The sequence below is a fragment of the Kitasatospora sp. NBC_01539 genome, from assembly GCF_045040525.1.
Classification (GTDB): domain Bacteria; phylum Actinomycetota; class Actinomycetes; order Streptomycetales; family Streptomycetaceae; genus Kitasatospora.
Genome location: NZ_CP109390.1, coordinates 2,661,580 through 2,677,373, shown reverse-complemented (window position 1 = coordinate 2,677,373; position 15,794 = coordinate 2,661,580). Strand labels below are relative to the sequence as shown.

13 protein-coding genes are annotated in these 15,794 nt (G+C 73.4%); all 13 read left to right on the top strand.

Going from position 1 to position 15,794, the window contains the following annotated elements:
• Nucleotides 1–11: 11 nt before the first annotated feature.
• Complete coding sequence (locus OG335_RS11450) at nucleotides 12–2,087, top strand: bifunctional polysaccharide deacetylase/glycosyltransferase family 2 protein (RefSeq protein WP_405015360.1); 2,076 nt, start codon at nucleotides 12–14, stop codon at nucleotides 2,085–2,087.
• A gap of 1,299 nt (nucleotides 2,088–3,386) precedes the next feature.
• The gene (locus tag OG335_RS11445) at nucleotides 3,387–4,940 is read left to right on the top strand and encodes a sensor histidine kinase (protein ID WP_405015359.1); all 1,554 of its coding nucleotides are present in this window, start codon (nucleotides 3,387–3,389) and stop codon (nucleotides 4,938–4,940) included.
• Nucleotides 4,937–5,380, top strand: coding sequence for a roadblock/LC7 domain-containing protein (locus tag OG335_RS11440; protein WP_405010978.1), 444 nt, complete (start codon nucleotides 4,937–4,939; stop codon nucleotides 5,378–5,380). The genes OG335_RS11445 and OG335_RS11440 overlap by 4 nt, the downstream gene beginning before the upstream one ends.
• Nucleotides 5,377–5,733: a DUF742 domain-containing protein gene (locus OG335_RS11435; RefSeq protein WP_405010977.1), complete on the top strand. Its 357-nt coding sequence runs from the start codon at nucleotides 5,377–5,379 to the stop codon at nucleotides 5,731–5,733. The genes OG335_RS11440 and OG335_RS11435 overlap by 4 nt, the downstream gene beginning before the upstream one ends.
• Before the next feature lie 82 nt (nucleotides 5,734–5,815).
• Complete coding sequence (locus tag OG335_RS11430; RefSeq protein ID WP_405010976.1) at nucleotides 5,816–6,397, top strand: GTP-binding protein; 582 nt, start codon at nucleotides 5,816–5,818, stop codon at nucleotides 6,395–6,397.
• A complete protein-coding gene (locus tag OG335_RS11425; RefSeq protein ID WP_405010975.1) occupies nucleotides 6,394–7,653 on the top strand; it encodes a cytochrome P450 in 1,260 nt (419 codons plus the stop codon). The genes OG335_RS11430 and OG335_RS11425 overlap by 4 nt, the downstream gene beginning before the upstream one ends.
• Nucleotides 7,650–8,873, top strand: a complete 1,224-nt coding sequence (locus OG335_RS11420) for a cytochrome P450 (protein ID WP_405010974.1) — start codon at nucleotides 7,650–7,652, stop codon at nucleotides 8,871–8,873. Before OG335_RS11425 ends, OG335_RS11420 begins: the two co-directional genes overlap by 4 nt.
• Before the next feature lie 631 nt (nucleotides 8,874–9,504).
• Nucleotides 9,505–10,572: a transposase domain-containing protein gene (locus OG335_RS11415; protein WP_405010973.1), complete on the top strand. Its 1,068-nt coding sequence runs from the start codon at nucleotides 9,505–9,507 to the stop codon at nucleotides 10,570–10,572.
• A gap of 107 nt (nucleotides 10,573–10,679) precedes the next feature.
• On the top strand, nucleotides 10,680–11,027 hold the full coding sequence (locus OG335_RS11410) for a peptidase inhibitor family I36 protein (RefSeq protein WP_405010972.1): 348 nt from the start codon (nucleotides 10,680–10,682) through the stop codon (nucleotides 11,025–11,027).
• A gap of 298 nt (nucleotides 11,028–11,325) precedes the next feature.
• The gene (locus OG335_RS11405; protein ID WP_405010971.1) at nucleotides 11,326–11,676 is read left to right on the top strand and encodes a peptidase inhibitor family I36 protein; all 351 of its coding nucleotides are present in this window, start codon (nucleotides 11,326–11,328) and stop codon (nucleotides 11,674–11,676) included.
• Between the two features lie 203 nt (nucleotides 11,677–11,879).
• Nucleotides 11,880–12,818 carry a hypothetical protein gene (locus OG335_RS11400; RefSeq protein ID WP_405010970.1) on the top strand — a complete coding sequence of 313 codons (939 nt, stop codon included), beginning with the start codon at nucleotides 11,880–11,882 and terminating at the stop codon, nucleotides 12,816–12,818.
• A gap of 130 nt (nucleotides 12,819–12,948) precedes the next feature.
• On the top strand, nucleotides 12,949–14,442 hold the full coding sequence (locus OG335_RS11395; RefSeq protein ID WP_405010969.1) for a hypothetical protein: 1,494 nt from the start codon (nucleotides 12,949–12,951) through the stop codon (nucleotides 14,440–14,442).
• A gap of 215 nt (nucleotides 14,443–14,657) precedes the next feature.
• Entirely contained in the window at nucleotides 14,658–15,644 is a 987-nt protein-coding gene (locus OG335_RS11390; protein ID WP_405010968.1) for a CHAP domain-containing protein, read from the top strand.
• The last annotated feature ends 150 nt before the right edge of the window (nucleotides 15,645–15,794 follow it).

Here is a 15,794-nt window from a genome sequence, read left to right as displayed (position 1 = left end):
TGCGCTTCTTCATGCCGCTGTCCCTGCTGGCGTGCCTGCTCTCGCTCATCGTCCTGCGCGGCCTGGCCACCAACGAGGTGTTCCACGACGCCCGGGTCGCCGACTCGGCCGACCAGACGACCGTGCCGCAGGATCTGCTCAAGGGCGGCCCGATCATCGACGCGCGCGGCAGCAGGAACGACCACCCGGTGAGCTACGGCATCCCTGACCGCACCGTGGTCCTGAGCTTCGACGACGGCCCCTCGGAGGAGTGGACCCCGAAGATCCTGGAGATCCTCGCGGCCCGCAACGTCCGCGCGGACTTCTTCGTGACCGGCGCCATGACCGCCCGCAACCCGGACCTGATCCGGAAGATCGTGGCGGGCGGCCACGAGATCGGCCTGCACAGCTTCACCCACCCCGACCTGGCGTTCCAGTCGCACGCCCGGATCAGCTGGGAGATGGCCCAGACCCAGCTGGCACTGGCCGGCGTCGCGGGGGTGCACAGCTCGCTGTTCCGCCCGCCCTACTCCTCCAACTCGGCCGCGCTGGACGACTGGAGCTACCCGGTGATCAAGTACCTGGGTGCCCGCGGCTACGTCACCGCCTTCATCGACCACGACACCGACGACTGGAAGCGTCCGGGTGTGGACGCGATCGTCAAGGAGGGGCTGCCGGCCAAGCCCGGCGCGGGCGAGCTGATCCTGCTGCACGACGCAGGCGGCGACCGCTCCCAGACCGTCGAGGCGCTCGGCGTGCTCATCGACAAGCTGCAGGCCGACGGCTACCGCTTCGCCACCATCTCCGAGGCGCTCGGCGCCTCCAGCGCCACCACGCCGGTGCACGGCTTCCAGCTGTGGGCGGGCAAGGGCTACATCTGGGCCACCCAGCTGGCCCTGCACACCCTGCCGGTGCTGATCGCACTGCTGGCCGTGGTCGGCTTCCTGAACTTCGGCCGGTTCGCGCTGATGCTGGTCCTCGCTCCGATCCACGCCCGCCGCGCCAGGCGGCAGGACGCCTGGGGCGAGCCCGTCACCGAGCCGGTCACCGTGCTCGTCCCGGCCTACAACGAGCGCGAGTGCATCGCCAACACCCTCAACTCGCTGGCCGCCAGTGACTACCCGATCGAGGTCATCGTCATCGACGACGGCTCCTCGGACGAGACCGCGGACATCGTCGAGGAGATGAACCTGCCGTTCGTCCGGCTGATCCGCAAGGTCAACGGCGGCAAGTCCAGCGCGCTCAACGTCGGCATCGAGGCCGCCTCGCACGACATCGTCGTGATGATGGACGGCGACACCGTCTTCGAGCCGTCCACCGTGCGCGAGCTGGTCCAGCCCTTCGGCGACCCGGGGATCGGCGCGGTCTCGGGCAACGCCAAGGTCGGCAACCGCGACACCCTGATCGGCGCCTGGCAGCACATCGAGTACGTCCTCGGCCACAACCTGGACCGCCGGATGTACGACATGCTCGGCATCATCCCGACCATCCCCGGCGCGGTCGGCGCCTTCCGCAGGGAGGCCCTGCAGGCGGTCGGCGGGATGAGCGACGACACCCTCGCCGAGGACACCGACATCACCATGGCCGTGCTCTGCGAAGGCTGGCGGATCGTCTACGCCGAGCGCGCCCGTGCCTGGACCGAGGCCCCCGCCAGCCTCCAGCAGCTCTGGTCCCAGCGGTACCGCTGGAGCTACGGCTCCATGCAGGCGATGTGGAAGCACCGCCGCGCCGTCACCGCCGGCGGGCCGGCCGGGCGCTTCGGCCGCCTCGGGCTGCCGCTCGTCGTGCTGTTCGGCGTGGTCGCCCCGCTGCTGGCGCCGCTGGTCGACATCTTCCTGATATACGGCGTGCTGTTCGCGGACGCCGGGCTGACCCTCACCAGCTTCGGCGGCTTCCTCCTGATCCAGGCCGCGCTCTCCTGGTACGCCTTCCGGCTCGACCGCGAGAAGCCCTGGCACCTGATCAGCCTGCCGACCCAGCAACTGGTCTACCGGCAGCTGATGTACATCGTCCTGTTGCAGTCCGCGATCACCGCGATGACCGGTGGCCGACTGCGCTGGCAGAAGCTCCGGCGCACCGGCGAGGTCGCCGCACCGGTGGAGGCGTGACCGCGGAGTCCCCGGGATCCTGGACGGCTTGATACCGGGACGGTCGGTCCTGGAGGAAGTGCTCCTGATCGTGAGCGGCAAGAGCGGTAAGCGGTACGCGGCCGAGTTCACGAAGGACGCGGTGGAGCTGGTGCTCCCGACCGGGCGGAGACCGGCCGGGGCGACCAGGGAGCTCGGCGTCGGTGCCGGGGTACGCGGCCCTGGGTCGAGCAGGCGAAGATCGACCGGCTCCTGGGGCCGGTCGGTACGCCGACCGGCGATGATCGGAAGGTGCTGCGGCGGATCCGTCGCGAGCCGGCCGAGGTGAGGAGGGCGAACGAGATCCTGGTGAAAGTCACGGTGCACCGAGACCTTCTTCGCGAAGAGATCGTGGAGTAGGCGACGTGTGCCGCTTCATCGACGCGGAGAAAGCCTGCGCCGACCACCCAGACGGCTGTCCGGTCGCGCTGCTGTGCCGGGTTCTCGGCCTACCTCGCCCGACCCGCTGTGCCCGGCTCGCCGCCCGGCCGGCCGTCGTGGTCCGCCGGGAACGGGAGGGGGATCCGGTGGCCGGGATCCGCGAGATCCACGCCGCCTCCCGCGGCGCTTGCTGACGACGGCGCCTTCAGGGCGATGGCGCTCGGAGGCTGAGGAAGAGGCCGGTTCCGGCGAGGAAACCGTCCAGGACGTCGGGGCGGAGATGCGATCACCGACGTTCAGGGCTCCGGCCGTCTCCGAGTCCCCGGTCGGATCGGGATGGTAGTGGGGGTAGAGGGGGCGGGCCGGTCCAGGAGCGATGACATGTGTGGCCCGTCGACCGCGGCCGGTCGGGATCCGATGGGTCGCGATCATCCGGTGGCTGCCGTGAGGGGTGTGTCGGGGTCGTCTTCCGGTGTCCCGCTGCGTGCGGTCGCATCGTCGGCGCCACGGGCGCGCGCGAGGGCCGGTGGTGCGGCCTGGTGGCGGGGCGCGCGGTGGAGTTCTGCCGCTCTTGTCTGAAATCGGCTTCTTGTGCACGCGGAAGCGAATGCGTTCAGCAGCCGGACGGTGTTCCTAAGTGATCGTCAACTCATCTATAGTGACCAACCGTTGATCTGACAGGTGCGCGTCTTCATCGACGGCATCCGCTGGGCGACACTGCGGCCACGAGCATCCCAGAGGACTTTGATGACGGCGTCACCTTCCTTTCCTCGGCGCGGCTCGGAGCGTTCGCGGCTGCGTGGACCTGCTGCGGGGTTCGTGGCGGCGGTGCTGGTGGCCGGGGTGGTGGCGGCGGTGTCCGCCGCTGCCGTGCCCGGGTCGGCGCGGTCGGGGGTCGTCGTGGGCGGGGCCGTCCTCGCGGTCCTGTTCGGGGGTGCCGTGGGGGTGGCCGTGCATGCCGTCCGGTCCGCGCGGTGGCACCGGGCGGAGGCGGAGGCGATGTCCCGGGACGCCGACCGGTTGCTCCGGGAACGGGACGGGCTCGCGCGTGAACTCGGCGCCGAGCGGCACCGGTTGACGGACGAGTACACGCGCCGGATCGCGGCCGGCGCCGACGAGCACGCCCACCACGTCGCCACGCTCTCCGACGAGAGCACGCTGCGGATCGCCGCGCTGGAGGAGGGGCACGAGCGCCTCCTCGCGAAGCTGTCGGAGGAGCACACCGGCCGGATCGCGGCGCTGGGCGAGGACCGCGAGCGGGTCGTCGCCGCGCTGTCGGAGGAGTACGACCGGGAGCGTCTGCGGCTCACCGGGGAGAACACCCGGCTGGCCGCGGCGGCCCGGCAGGCGGAGGACGACCGTGCCGCGGCGCTCGCCGCCTGCGCCAACGCGGCGGGCCGGCTGCAGGCGCTCGCCACCGGAATCCTGGCCGACCTGCGGGAGATGGAGGACCGGCACAGCGACGAGACGGTGCTCGGCGACCTGCTCCACCTGGACCACCGGGCAGCGCAGGCCGGCCGGATCGCCGACTCCGTCGCGGTGCTGACCGGGGCGCGCTCCGGTCGTCGGTGGGCCCGTCCGATCGGCATGGAGTCGATCCTGCGCGGGGCGATGGGCCGGATCGGCGGCTACCAGCGGGTCCGGGTGCACTCCAACAGCGACGTGGCCGTCGCCGGGCACGCCGCCGAGGGTGTCATGCATGTGCTCGCCGAACTGCTCGACAACGCCGCGAACTTCTCGGCGCCGACGGCCGAGGTGCACGTGTACGTCGAGGAGGTCCCGGCCGGCGTGATCGTGTCGGTCGAGGACAGCGGCCTGGTGATGGGCGAGGTGCAGCTGCACCGGGCCAAGCAGGCCGTCTCGGGGGAGAGCACCGGCCTCGGCGGCCTCACCGGTACCCGGCTCGGCCTCGCCGTCGTCGGCCGGCTGGCCCGCAAGCACGGTCTCGCGGTGTCGTTCCGGCCGTCCGCCCGCGGCGGCACCGGCGTGCTGGTGCTCATGCCGCACGAACTGCTGACCCGGGTCACCGCTCCGCAGCCGGGTTCGGCCCCCCGTACGTCGCTCGCGCTCGGTTCCGGCGCGGCGGGCGGTGCGGGACGCGCGACGGCTGCCGCGGCCGAGCCGGTGGCCCCTGGCGCCCCTGCCGCCGCACCGTACGAGGCGGCCCGGTCCGCCGCCGAGGGCGAGACCCCGGGCGCCGGGGGCCTCGCCCGCCGGCAGCGCGGGCAGACCCTCGCCGCCGCGGAGGGGGGCCGCCGCGAGGGCGTGCCGCCCCGGCCGGCGCCGGACGCCGGCGCGGGCCTCGCCCGTTTCAGCAGCTTCCGCCAGGCCGTCCGCGGCACCTCGGCGGGCACCGTCCCGGTGCCCGGGCGTCCGGAGCAGCCGGACGCCGAACCGATCACCGGCCGGGCCCCGGCCGCTTCCCCGCACCCGGAAGGTGACACCCCCCGATGACCGCCACCGTCAACGAGCCCACCCCGGCGTCCGCGTCCACCACCGACGGCACGCTGGACTGGCTCCTGGAGAACCTGCTCGCGCGCACTCCCGGCGCCCGGCACGCGCTCGCCCTCTCCCGTGACGGCCTGAAGCTCTGTCGTACGTCCGGGCTCTCCGTCGACCAGGCCGACCAGCTGGCGGCGATCGCCGCCGGTATCCAGTCCCTCTCGTACGGCGCGTCGATCGAGTTCGGCGACGGCTCCGGCGGGGTGCGTTCGGCGGTGACGGAGTTCTACGGCGGGCTGCTGTTCATCGTGGAGGCCGGCGAGGGCGCCCATGTGGCGGTCATCGCCACCGAGGAGGCGGACGCGGGGCTCGTGGGCCACAACGTCAGCGAGCTCGTCGAGCAGATCGGCGAGCACCTGCGCGCCGCACCCCGCCGTACCGAGCAGCCGTGAGCCGCCCCGGCAGAGACGACGCGCCGGACCGGCTGTACACCGTGACCGGCGGCCGCAGCCGTGCCGGGTCGGACGTCTTCGACCTGGTGACCCTGGTGGTCGCCGAGTTCGACGCGGCGGCCGGCCTGCAGTCCGAGCACGCCGCGATCCTGCGGATGTGTCAGCGGCCCACCGCGGTGGTGGAGATCGCCGCCGAACTCCGGCTGCCGGTGAGCATCGTCCGCATCCTGCTCTCCGACCTGCTCGACACGGGCCGGATCAGCGCCCGCCATCCGCGCACCGCGGCGGCCGCCTACAGCCGCCCGGATCCCGACCTCCTGGAGCAGGTGCTCGTTGGCCTCCGCAACCTCTGAACGGCCGGACGGCCCCGGCTCGGACGGCGCCGGCCCGGACGGCGCCGGCCCGCACTTTCCGGACGGCACCGACCTGCCGGCCGTGCGCACGGAGCTCCGGGCCACCTCCGACAACGGCCTCAAGATCGTCGTCGTCGGCGGTTTCGGTGTCGGCAAGACCACGATGGTGCGTTCCGTCAGCGAGATCCGTCCCCTCAGCACCGAGGAGACGATGACCCGCGCCGGGGAGGCCGTCGACGACGTCACGGAGGTCCGCGGCAAGGAGTCCACCACCGTGGCCTTCGACTTCGGCCGGATCACGCTGGACGCGCGCAACGTGCTCTACCTGTTCGGCGCCCCCGGGCAGGAGCGGTTCTGGTTCCTCTGGGACCGGCTGTTCTCCGGCACCCTCGGCGCCGTCGTGCTGGTCGACACCCGCCGGATCTCGGACTCCTGGTACGCCATCGACCGTCTGGAGGCGCACGGCACCCCGTTCATCGTGGCGTGCAACGAGTTCGACGGTCCCACCCACACCGAGCAGGAGGTGCGCGAGGCGCTCGACCTCGACCCGAAGGTGCCGCTCGTCGTCTGCGACGCGCGCCTCCGGGACTCCGGCAAGCACGTGCTCATCACGCTGGTGCAGCACGTCCGATCCCTGTACGCCCTCCAGGAGACCTCCCCGTGACTGCCGAGACCGCCCCGACCGCCGAGACCGCCGGCTGCCCCGCCCGCGTCCCCCTGTCGGGTGCCGAGTTCCAGACCGAACCCGCCGTGCTGTACCGGCGGATGCGGCAGGAGCACGGCACCGTGGCGCCCGTCGTGCTCGACGGCGACGTGCCCGCCTGGCTCGTGCTCGGCTACCACGAACTGCACCAGGTCACCGGCGACCCGGTGCTCTTCAGCCGTGACTCCGACCTGTGGAGCGAGTGGGACCGCATCCCGGAGGACTGGCCGCTGCGCCCGATGATCGGCCACAAGCAGCCGTCCATCCTCTACACCGTCGGCGAGCGGCACCGGGAGCGCGCCGCCATGGTGAGCAACGCCCTCGGCGCCGTCGCCCCCGCCGAACTCCGGCTGCACGCCGAGCGGTTCGCGGACGAGCTGATCGACACCTTCTGCGCCCGCGGCAGCGCCGACCTCATCGGCGACTACGCGATGCTGCTGCCGGTGCGCGTGCTCGCCCGGCTCTACGGCTTCTCCGACGAGCAGGGGCCCGGCCTGGTCTCCGCGATGAACGACATGATCGACGGCCAGGACCGCGCGATGGCCGGGATGGTGCACCTGGGCACGTCGATGCAGAGCCTCCTCGCGGACAAGCACGCCGCGCCCGGCGACGACGTCGTCTCCCGGATGCTCGCCGACACGTCCGGCTTCACCGCCGAGGAGGTCGCGCAGGACCTGATGGTCATGATGGCGGCCGGCCACCAGCCCACCGCCGACTGGATCGGCAACTCGCTGCGGCTGATGCTGACCGACAGCCGGTTCGCCGCCTCCCTCTTCGGCGGGCGCAACAGCGTCGCCGAGGCCATGAACGAGGTGCTCTGGGAGGACAGCCCCACCCAGAACGTGGCGGGCCGCTGGGCCTCCCGCGACACCCGGCTCGGCAACCGCCACATCAGGGCCGGCGACATGCTGCTGCTGGGCCTGGCCGCCGCCAACTCCGACCCGCGGGTCCGGACCGACGGCGCCGCCCTCACCGGCGGGAACAACGCGTTCTTCTCCTTCGGCCACGGCGAGCACCGCTGCCCGTTCCCGGCGCAGGAGATCGCCGAGGTGGTCGCCCGCACCGCCATCGAGGTCGTCCTCGACCGGCTGCCCGACATCGACCTGGACACCTCCGCCGAAGCGCTCTCCCGCCGGCCGTCCCCCTGGCTGCGCGGTCTGACGGAACTCCCCGTGCGATTCACCCCGACCCCGACCCTTGGAGGCACGACGAGATGACTTCTTCCAGCGGCGCGCGCATCGTTCTCGACCCCTTCGTCACGGACCTGGACGGCGAGAGTGCCCGGCTTCGGGCCGCCGGCCCGCTCGTCGAGGTCGAACTCCCCGGCGGGGTGCCCGTCTGGGCCGTCACTCGGCACGCCGAGGCCCGCCAACTGCTCACCGACAAGCGGATGGTCAAGGACATCAACCTGTGGGGCGCCTGGCAGCGCGGCGAGATACCCGCCGACTGGCCGCTGATCGGACTCGCCAACCCGGGCCGTTCCATGCTCACGGTCGACGGCGAGGACCACCGCCGGCTCCGTACGCTCGTCGCCCAGGCCCTCAGCCCGCGCCGCGTCGAGCTGATGCGCGAGCGGGTCGCCGAGCTGACCGCCGGCCTGCTGGACGGCCTCGCCGACCGCTCGGCGGACGAAGTCGTCGACCTGAAGGCGGAGTTCGCCTACCCGCTGCCGATGTACGTCATCAGCGAGCTGATGGGCCTCCCGGAGGACGGCCTGCCCCGGCTCAAGGTGCTCTTCGAGAAGTTCTTCTCCACCCAGACCCCGCCCGCCGAGGTGCTCGCGACCCTCGCCGAACTCGGCGGGCTGATGGGCCAGGTGGTCAAGGCACGCCGCGAGGAGCCCGGGGACGACCTCACCAGCGCCCTGATCCTCGCCTCCGACGGCGGTGACCGGCTCACCGACGAGGAGATCCTCAACACCCTCCAGCTGATGATGGCGGCCGGTCACGAGACCACCATCTCGCTGATCGTCAACGCCGTCGTCAACCTCTCCACCCACCCCGAGCAGCTCGCCCGGGTGCGGGCCGGCGAGGTCGGCTGGGACGCGGTCGTCGAGGAGACCCTGCGCTGGTCCACCCCGACCTCGCACGTGCTGATCCGGTTCGCCGCCGAGGACGTGCCGGTCGGCGACGCGGTGATTCCCGCGGGCGACGCCCTGATCGTCTCGTACGCCGCCATCGGCCGCGACGAGGAGGCCCACGGGCCCACCGCCGGCGAGTTCGACGTGACCCGCTCGCCCAACCGCCACATCTCCTTCGGCCACGGGCCGCACGTCTGCCCCGGCGCGGCGCTCTCCCGCCTCGAAGCCGGTGTGGCGCTGCCCGCCCTGTACGAGCGCTTCCCCGACCTCCACCTGGCGGTTCCCGGCACCGAACTGCGCAACAAGCCGGTGCTCACGCAGAACGACCTCCAGGACCTCCCCGTCCGCCTCCACTGACACTCCCGGCCTCCACCGACGCCTTCCCGTCCGACACCTCGCCGTCCCTGCCGGCACCTCCCCGCCTCCGCCGACGCCTCCGTCTTCCCGTCGCCGCCCGTCGGCCGGGACGGGCCGTGGCGCCGGGTCGGCCCGTGGCGCCGGGCCGGGGCCGGCACCCCGACGAAGCCGCAGGTCCGCCGACCTGCGGCTTCGTCGTGCCCGGCGGCCGGGCGGCGTCGCCGGGTGCCCCGAGGCGGGGGCCGGTGGCCCGGTGGCGCGACCCGCACGACGGCGTATCGCGGGCGGGCGCACGGCGATACGCGGGGGATACCGGGCCGGGTGAGGATGGCCGGGCGGGTGCCGCTCACCCGGGCCGGTCGGCGTGCCCGGCGTGCGCGGGGCCGGTCGCTTCCGGCCGGTCGCGACCGCGTGTCCGGCGTGCAGGGCGTGTACGGAGGGGGTGTGCTGTGAGATCGCCGATCGGCTTCCGGCGCACCCCCGGTGACCGGCCCCGGGCATGTCGTACGGACACCGCGCCCGCTCCCCGGGGCTGTTGACGGGCCCCTGCCCGTCCGGCCCGTCCGCCCGCGGTGCCGCGCACGGCCGTGCCGTGCGCGCCGTCGGCCCACCACTATGCGAGGGATCGCCCTTGACCGAACACACCGATTTCGACGGGTTGAGCCTGCTGGTCCGTACGTACCCGGCGTCCGCCGTCGATGCGGCGATCGCCTCGTGCGGCCGCACCGAACAGCGCCGACGGCGGTTGTCCGCCCGGCTGATGGTCTACTTCGTGCTGGCCATGGCGCTGTTCGCGCCCGCGCCGTACCTGGAGGTGATGCGGCGGCTGACGTCCGGGCTGCGCCGGGCCGGGCTGTGGGAGGACGGTCCGCTGCCGACCAAGGCGAGCATCTTCCAGGCGCGCGAACGCCTGGGCGCGGGCCCGTTACGTGAGTTGTTCCGTTCCTGCGTGCGCCCGTCGGCGGGTCCGGACACGCCGGGCAGTCGCTGGCGGGGGCGGCCGGTGCTGCTGGTCGAGGAGCACGCCGTCGACCTCCCGGACGGTTCCGGCCGGGCGCGGCTGCCACTGGCCGGGCTGGTCGAGTGCGGCACCGGCGTCGTGCTCGACGCGGAGTGGGAGGCGCCCGATCCGGTGGGGGCGCTGCTGCGTTCGGCGCTGCCGGGGGCGCTCCTGGTGATCGAGGGCGGCCCGTTCGGTCCGGAGGCGGCGGCCGCGGCGGCGGCCGGTGGCATCGGTGTGATCCGGCGGCTGCCGTCCTCCGTGGTGCCGTTCCAGCCCGAACTCCGCCTCCGGGACGGTTCGTTCATCGTCAGCCTGGCGGGCCGCCCGTGGCGGGTCATCGGCCCCGACCTCGTCACCACCCTGCTCGACCCGGTCCAGGCCCCGGCCCGGGAACTGCTGGCCGGCTACGTCATGGCGGGCGCCGCGCGCGGCACCCTGCGCGCCGCCCTGCGCGCCGCCCTGCGCGGGCCCGATCCGGCGGGCGCCGGCCTCATCAGCCGGACGCCCGAGGGCATCGACCAGGAGCTGTACGGGCGGCTGCTGGTGCACCACGCCGCGCGGCGGTCCGCGCACGGCGCCCCGGCCGCACGGGAGCACCGTGCGCCGTCCCGCGCGCCCGAATTCTCCTGCCGCCCCGCGGGCCGGCCCGTCCGTTCGTCCGTGATGACGGCAGTTGCGGTGCGAACTCGTCGCTAAACAAACGGCTTTGCCGCCGGAACGAGCCCGGGGTTAGCGTTCTGGACGTCGGAGAAAGGCGAATCCGGAATCCGGCTCCAGCACCCCACCAGGCGAAGGACGAACACATGCGTATCAAGGCTGCCATTGCGCTCGGTGCCGCCGGGCTCGCGCTCGCCACGGTCGGCGCGGGCACTGCGTCCGCGAGCAACTCGGCGACGCTCTACTACAACTCGAACTACGCCGGTAACTGGGTCAACTTCACGTCCAACGTGTCGAACTTCTCCGGTTACTACTTCATCGACGGCCAGCCGGTCAAGAACAACGCCGCCTCCGCGTGGAACTTCGGCACCAGCACGGCCACGATCTACTTCAACTCGAACTACGCGGGTGCCTCGGACCGTCTCGCGCCGGGCACCGGCCAGGCCCGCCTGGCGAACACCTACAACGAGAACGCCTCGCTGCGCTTCTCCTGAGCCCCCACCGGCCGGCCGTCGCCGGCGCGCGCGTGCGGGCCGCCGCGCGCGCCGGCCCCGACCGCCCGGCAGCACCGCCGCCCGGCAGCACCGCCGCCCGGCAGCACCGCCGCCCGGCAGCACCGCCGCCCGGCACCGGATGATCCGCCACCGCTGATCCGCCACCGCTGATCCGCAGTCGTGCCGATCCGCCGATCCGCCGATCCGTACGGCGTCGCCCGGTGCCCGCGCGTCGGCACAGTCCGACCGTGCACCCCGCTCGTACTCCCCGTTCCGCACACCCTGGGAAGGACCACCCATGCGCATCAAGGCCGCCATCGCCGCCACCGCCACCGTCGCCGCAGCCCTCACCGGCATCGCCGCGGGCACCGCCTCGGCCGACAACCACGTGGGCCTGTACTACAACTCGAACTACGCGGGTGACCAGGCGCACTTCTACAGCAACATCTCGGACTTCGCCGGGTACGTCTTCATCCACGGCCAGCCGATCAAGAACAACGCCGCCTCCGCGTGGAACTACGGCACCAGCACCGCCACGATCTACTTCAACTCGAACTACGCGGGTGCCTCGGACCGTCTCGCGCCGGGCACCGGCCAGGCCCGCCTGGCGAACACCTACAACGAGAACGCCTCGCTGCGCTTCTCCTGAGCCGACCGGGCCGGCCGGGCCTCCGCCCGGCCGGCCCGCGCCGTCCCGGCGCGCACCGCCGTCACTGCCGCTGCCGCCACCACCGCCGCACCAGGGCGGGCACCAGGGCGGGCACCAGACCGGCATCCGCCCCTGCGCCCGTACGACGTGCCGGTCCTGCGCACCTCTGCACACCACCGGTCCGACGAGGAGTCACCCAGGTCATGCCCGGTCGATCCCACCTCCGCCCCGCCCTCGCCGCCGTTCTCGGCGCCGTGGCCCTCCTTGCCGCGGTCTCGGGCTGCTCGGGGCCCGCGGGCGCCGCGACCCCGGCGCCGGCTGCCACGCCCACCGTGCTCGACGCCACCGATCTCCGGCTCCCGGCCGCCGACTACCTGCTGACGCCGCAGGCCCGGCTCCGGATGGACCGTGCCTCGCAGGCGCTGGTCACCGCCTGCGTGAAGCGGTACGGGCTGGAATTCACCGGTAGTCCGCCGGCCCCGCGCAGCGAGCCGGCGACGGTGACGGAAATGCGCTACGGAGTGGCGAACGCCGAGCAGGCGCGGACCACCGGATACCATTTCGGGCCGGCGAACCGCGGTTATCTCCCGCCGACCGGTGAGGTCGAACCGGCGCCGAACAAGGACGCCGGATATCAGCTCGTGCTGAACGGGAACGGGTCGCCCGGAAAGAACGACGGAACGGCCGCGGAATACCGCGGTAAGACGGTGGGTCCGGGCGGCTGCATGGCGGAGATGACGAAGCGGCTCTCGGGGCGTTCGACATTCCTCGGCGAGGCGGCGCTCGTGCAGCAGGTCGACGCCCGGAGTTTCGACGAATCACTGAAGGCGCCGGCCGTCCAGAAGGTTTTCCGGGCGTGGTCGGCCTGCATGCGTGAGAAGGGATTCACCTATGCGACGCCGCTCGACGCGGTGAACGATCCCGCGTTCGGCAAGCCCGAGCCGGCCGTCGGCGAGCAGCGGACCGCCCAGGCCGACGTCGCCTGCAAGCAGCAGCACAACGTGGTCGGTGTCTGGTTCGCGACCGAGGTGGACCGGCAGAACGCGCTGATGGCGCCGCACGCCGCCGAACTGCGGACCGTGAAGATCCAGATGGGCGAGCAGGACGCGGTGGTGACCGACGTGCTGCGCGTGACAGGCTGACCCGGCGTCACCGACTCGCCTGCGCATGGCCCAGACTCTTCTGTGTTGTACCCGTCAGGAACATCGGGGCTGTGACCGTGGTTCTCCCACTACCCGATGATCATGAATCGGGAGACCGAGGAGAGATTCAGTGGCCCGCAAACCGCGCCCCGTCGATCCGGCCGACGGGCCGATACCGGCCTTCGCCCACGACCTCAGGAACGTCAGGGAGGACGCCGGCAATCCGACCTACCGCGCGCTCGCGGTCCTGGCCGGGTTCAGCGCGACCACCCTGAGCGACGCCGCCGGAGGCGTCCGGCAGCCGAGCCTGGAGGTGACGCTCGCCTACGTCGGCGCCTGCGGCGGCGACGTGCCCGGCTGGGAGCGGCGCTGGCGTGAACTCGACGCCGTCCTCGTGCGGGAACGCGCCGCCGCTGCGGGCTCCGGTGCGGGCTCCATGGGCTCCGGCGCGGACGGCCGCGTGGCGAAGGACCTCCTCCCGGTACGGCCGGCTCCTCGGAACGAGCCGCCGACCGAACCGGCGGAGACGGAACAGGCGGACCGGGCCGAACCGGCGGACCGGGCCGAACCGGGAGAGCCGGCAAGGCCGGGGGAGCCCGGGGAACCGGGAAGGCCGGAAGGGCCTGACGCCGCCGCCGTCGTCCTGGCCGGGGCGACGCCCGGTCGCCGGGCCGGTGCGACCCCGGCCCCCGCACCGGTGCCCGAACTGCCGCCGCCCACCGAGGACCTCGCGGCCGGTCCGGGTGCGGCGGTGTCCGCCTGGGTGCGCTGGTCGGCGCTCGCCGCCGCGTTCGCCGCGGTCGTGCTCGCGGGGATGTTCGCGGTCGCCCATGCCGGTGGCGACGGCGCGCCCGACGTCGCCGCGTCGAAGCCCGCCGCACAGCCGGAGTGCTTCCCCGGCAGCCCGGCCGGTGTGTTCTCGGGCACGACCTACAACGTCAGCACGCAGATCAGGGCCGGTGCGAGCATCAGCGCACCGGTCCTGCGGCGTGCCGGCAACGCCTGCGCGCTGCAGCTCACCGGGTACTGCCTCGGAGACGTCGTCGTGGACATCACCTCGGGCACGCCCGACGCCCGGTGGTTCCAGGTCGAGGGCGGCGGGGTGGTCTCGTCCGCCGTGGTGCACGGCAACCCGCCGGGCGGGATGCAGCCGAGCACCTGCCCGGACTCCGTGCCGGCACCGGCCGCGGTCGTCCTCTCCGTCGTGCGCTCCGGCGGCTCGGACTCGGTCGAACTCCGCGCCCGGGGCACCCGGGTGGCGATCGTCGGCTTCGCCGCGTACTTCGCCCCGCCGGGCGACTCCGGCATGACCCCGACGTGGCAGCAGATCGGGCTCACCGCCACGGGGTCGCTGGGCTTCGCGACGCCGTGGCGGATCGGCCCGCTGCAGGCGAAGGCGGCGCCGGGTGCGACCGTCCCCGTCGTGGCGGCGGCGTGCCTGGGCGGCGGGGGGCCGACCGCGGTGGTCGACGCCCGCCTCCTCCCGCTCTCCGCGGACGGCGGCACGGGCACCGGTGCGGGCGGCAGCGGCGGAGGGCCGGCCGTGCCGCTCGCCGCCGCCCCGCCGGGGACGGACCTGGTGAAGGCGGCGCAGGCCGCCTGCCGCTACCCGATGGGGGGCTGATCGCGGCCCGCCGCGCGTCGAATCCCCCCGACGGCCTGGCTCCGGGCACCGGGGTCGGCTGCGCGACCGGGACGATACGGTCGCGCCGGAGACTGGGCCGGGCAACCGGCGCTGCGCGGAGGTGTTCTGTCGGACGGTCGGCGGAACGCGGGACGCGGGACGCGGCGCGGGCACGCCACCCGTCCCGTCCCCGCTCGGAGAGGCGACCCCGACCCGTGACACTCACCCGACTCCTGCGCCGGATGTCCGGCCTGGCCGTGACCGCGGCACTGGCCGCCGGCATCCTGACCCTCGGCCCCGCCCCCGCCGCCTCGGCGGCCACCGGCGGCGGGGCCGCCTCGCTCGCCGCGGCGAACGTCGGGCGGACGGCCGGCACCTGCGCCACCACCCCGACCCACAACAGCCTGGGCGGCGACCAGTTCGAGCACAGTTGCGCCGGCGGGTACTCCGGCGGCCCCGAGTACTGGTGCGCGGACTTCGCACTCTGGGCCTGGCGCAACGCGGGCTTCGTCACCACCGGCCTGGACGCCTCCGCGGCGAGTTTCCACACCTACGGCCAGACCAACGGCACCCTGCACACCGCCGCGACGTACAGCCCGCAGCTCGGTGACGCCGTCGTCTACGGCAGCACCCGGGACTCCGAGTTCCACCACGTGGGCATCGTCACCGCGGTGAACGCCGACGGATCCGTCACCACCGCGAACGGCGACTGGAACGGCGACCCGAACGCCTCCACCATGGCGGATTTCGCGGTGAGTTCGAAGGTCGTGTCGATCACGCTGTCCGCCGCGCAGAAGGCGGTGGGCAGCGTGCCCTCGACCGTCGACCCCGCCGACGGCTACGTGATCAAGGGGTACACCACCCCGACCACCACCGCGCCCGCCAACCCGTACACGGCGAGCCAGGTCTGCGGCAGCGGGTACGGCGTGATCGACACGCACGACCTCGGCGGCGCGGTGGCCTACCTGCTCTACGACCCCTCCGACGGACGCAACTGCGTGGTGACGCTGGCGACCCGTCCGACCGGCGCCGTCGCGATGGACGCCACGCTGGAGGTGCAGGGCGGTGCGGCGCTGAGCAACCCCGGCACCTTCACGTACTACGCCGGTCCGGTCTCCGCGTACGCCGCGAGCGCCTGCGTGAAGTGGGGCGGCACCTACCAGTCCACGACGTGGACGAGCGACTGGAGCCACTGCGGCTGAGCGGCGGCCGGGCACGTCCCCTCCGGGCGGCCCGCCGTGCACGACCCACGGCCGCCCGGCCGGGCCGACCCCGCCGACCTGCGACGGAGCGGGCCCGGAGCCGTTGACCGGAATTGATTGAAAGGCGGCGGCGAGGCTCCTGGACAGCTC

What these genes read in the sequence shown, in the direction of transcription:
- OG335_RS11405 (WP_405010971.1), top strand. Translation starts at nt 11,326, where the DNA reads ATGCGCATCAAGGCCGCCATCGCCGCCACCGCCACCGTCGCCGCAGCC.
- OG335_RS11400 (WP_405010970.1), top strand. Translation starts at nt 11,880, where the DNA reads ATGCCCGGTCGATCCCACCTCCGCCCCGCCCTCGCCGCCGTTCTCGGC.
- OG335_RS11420 (WP_405010974.1), top strand. Translation starts at nt 7,650, where the DNA reads ATGACTTCTTCCAGCGGCGCGCGCATCGTTCTCGACCCCTTCGTCACG.
- OG335_RS11410 (WP_405010972.1), top strand. Translation starts at nt 10,680, where the DNA reads ATGCGTATCAAGGCTGCCATTGCGCTCGGTGCCGCCGGGCTCGCGCTC.
- OG335_RS11450 (WP_405015360.1), top strand. Translation starts at nt 12, where the DNA reads ATGCCGCTGTCCCTGCTGGCGTGCCTGCTCTCGCTCATCGTCCTGCGC.
- OG335_RS11440 (WP_405010978.1), top strand. Translation starts at nt 4,937, where the DNA reads ATGACCGCCACCGTCAACGAGCCCACCCCGGCGTCCGCGTCCACCACC.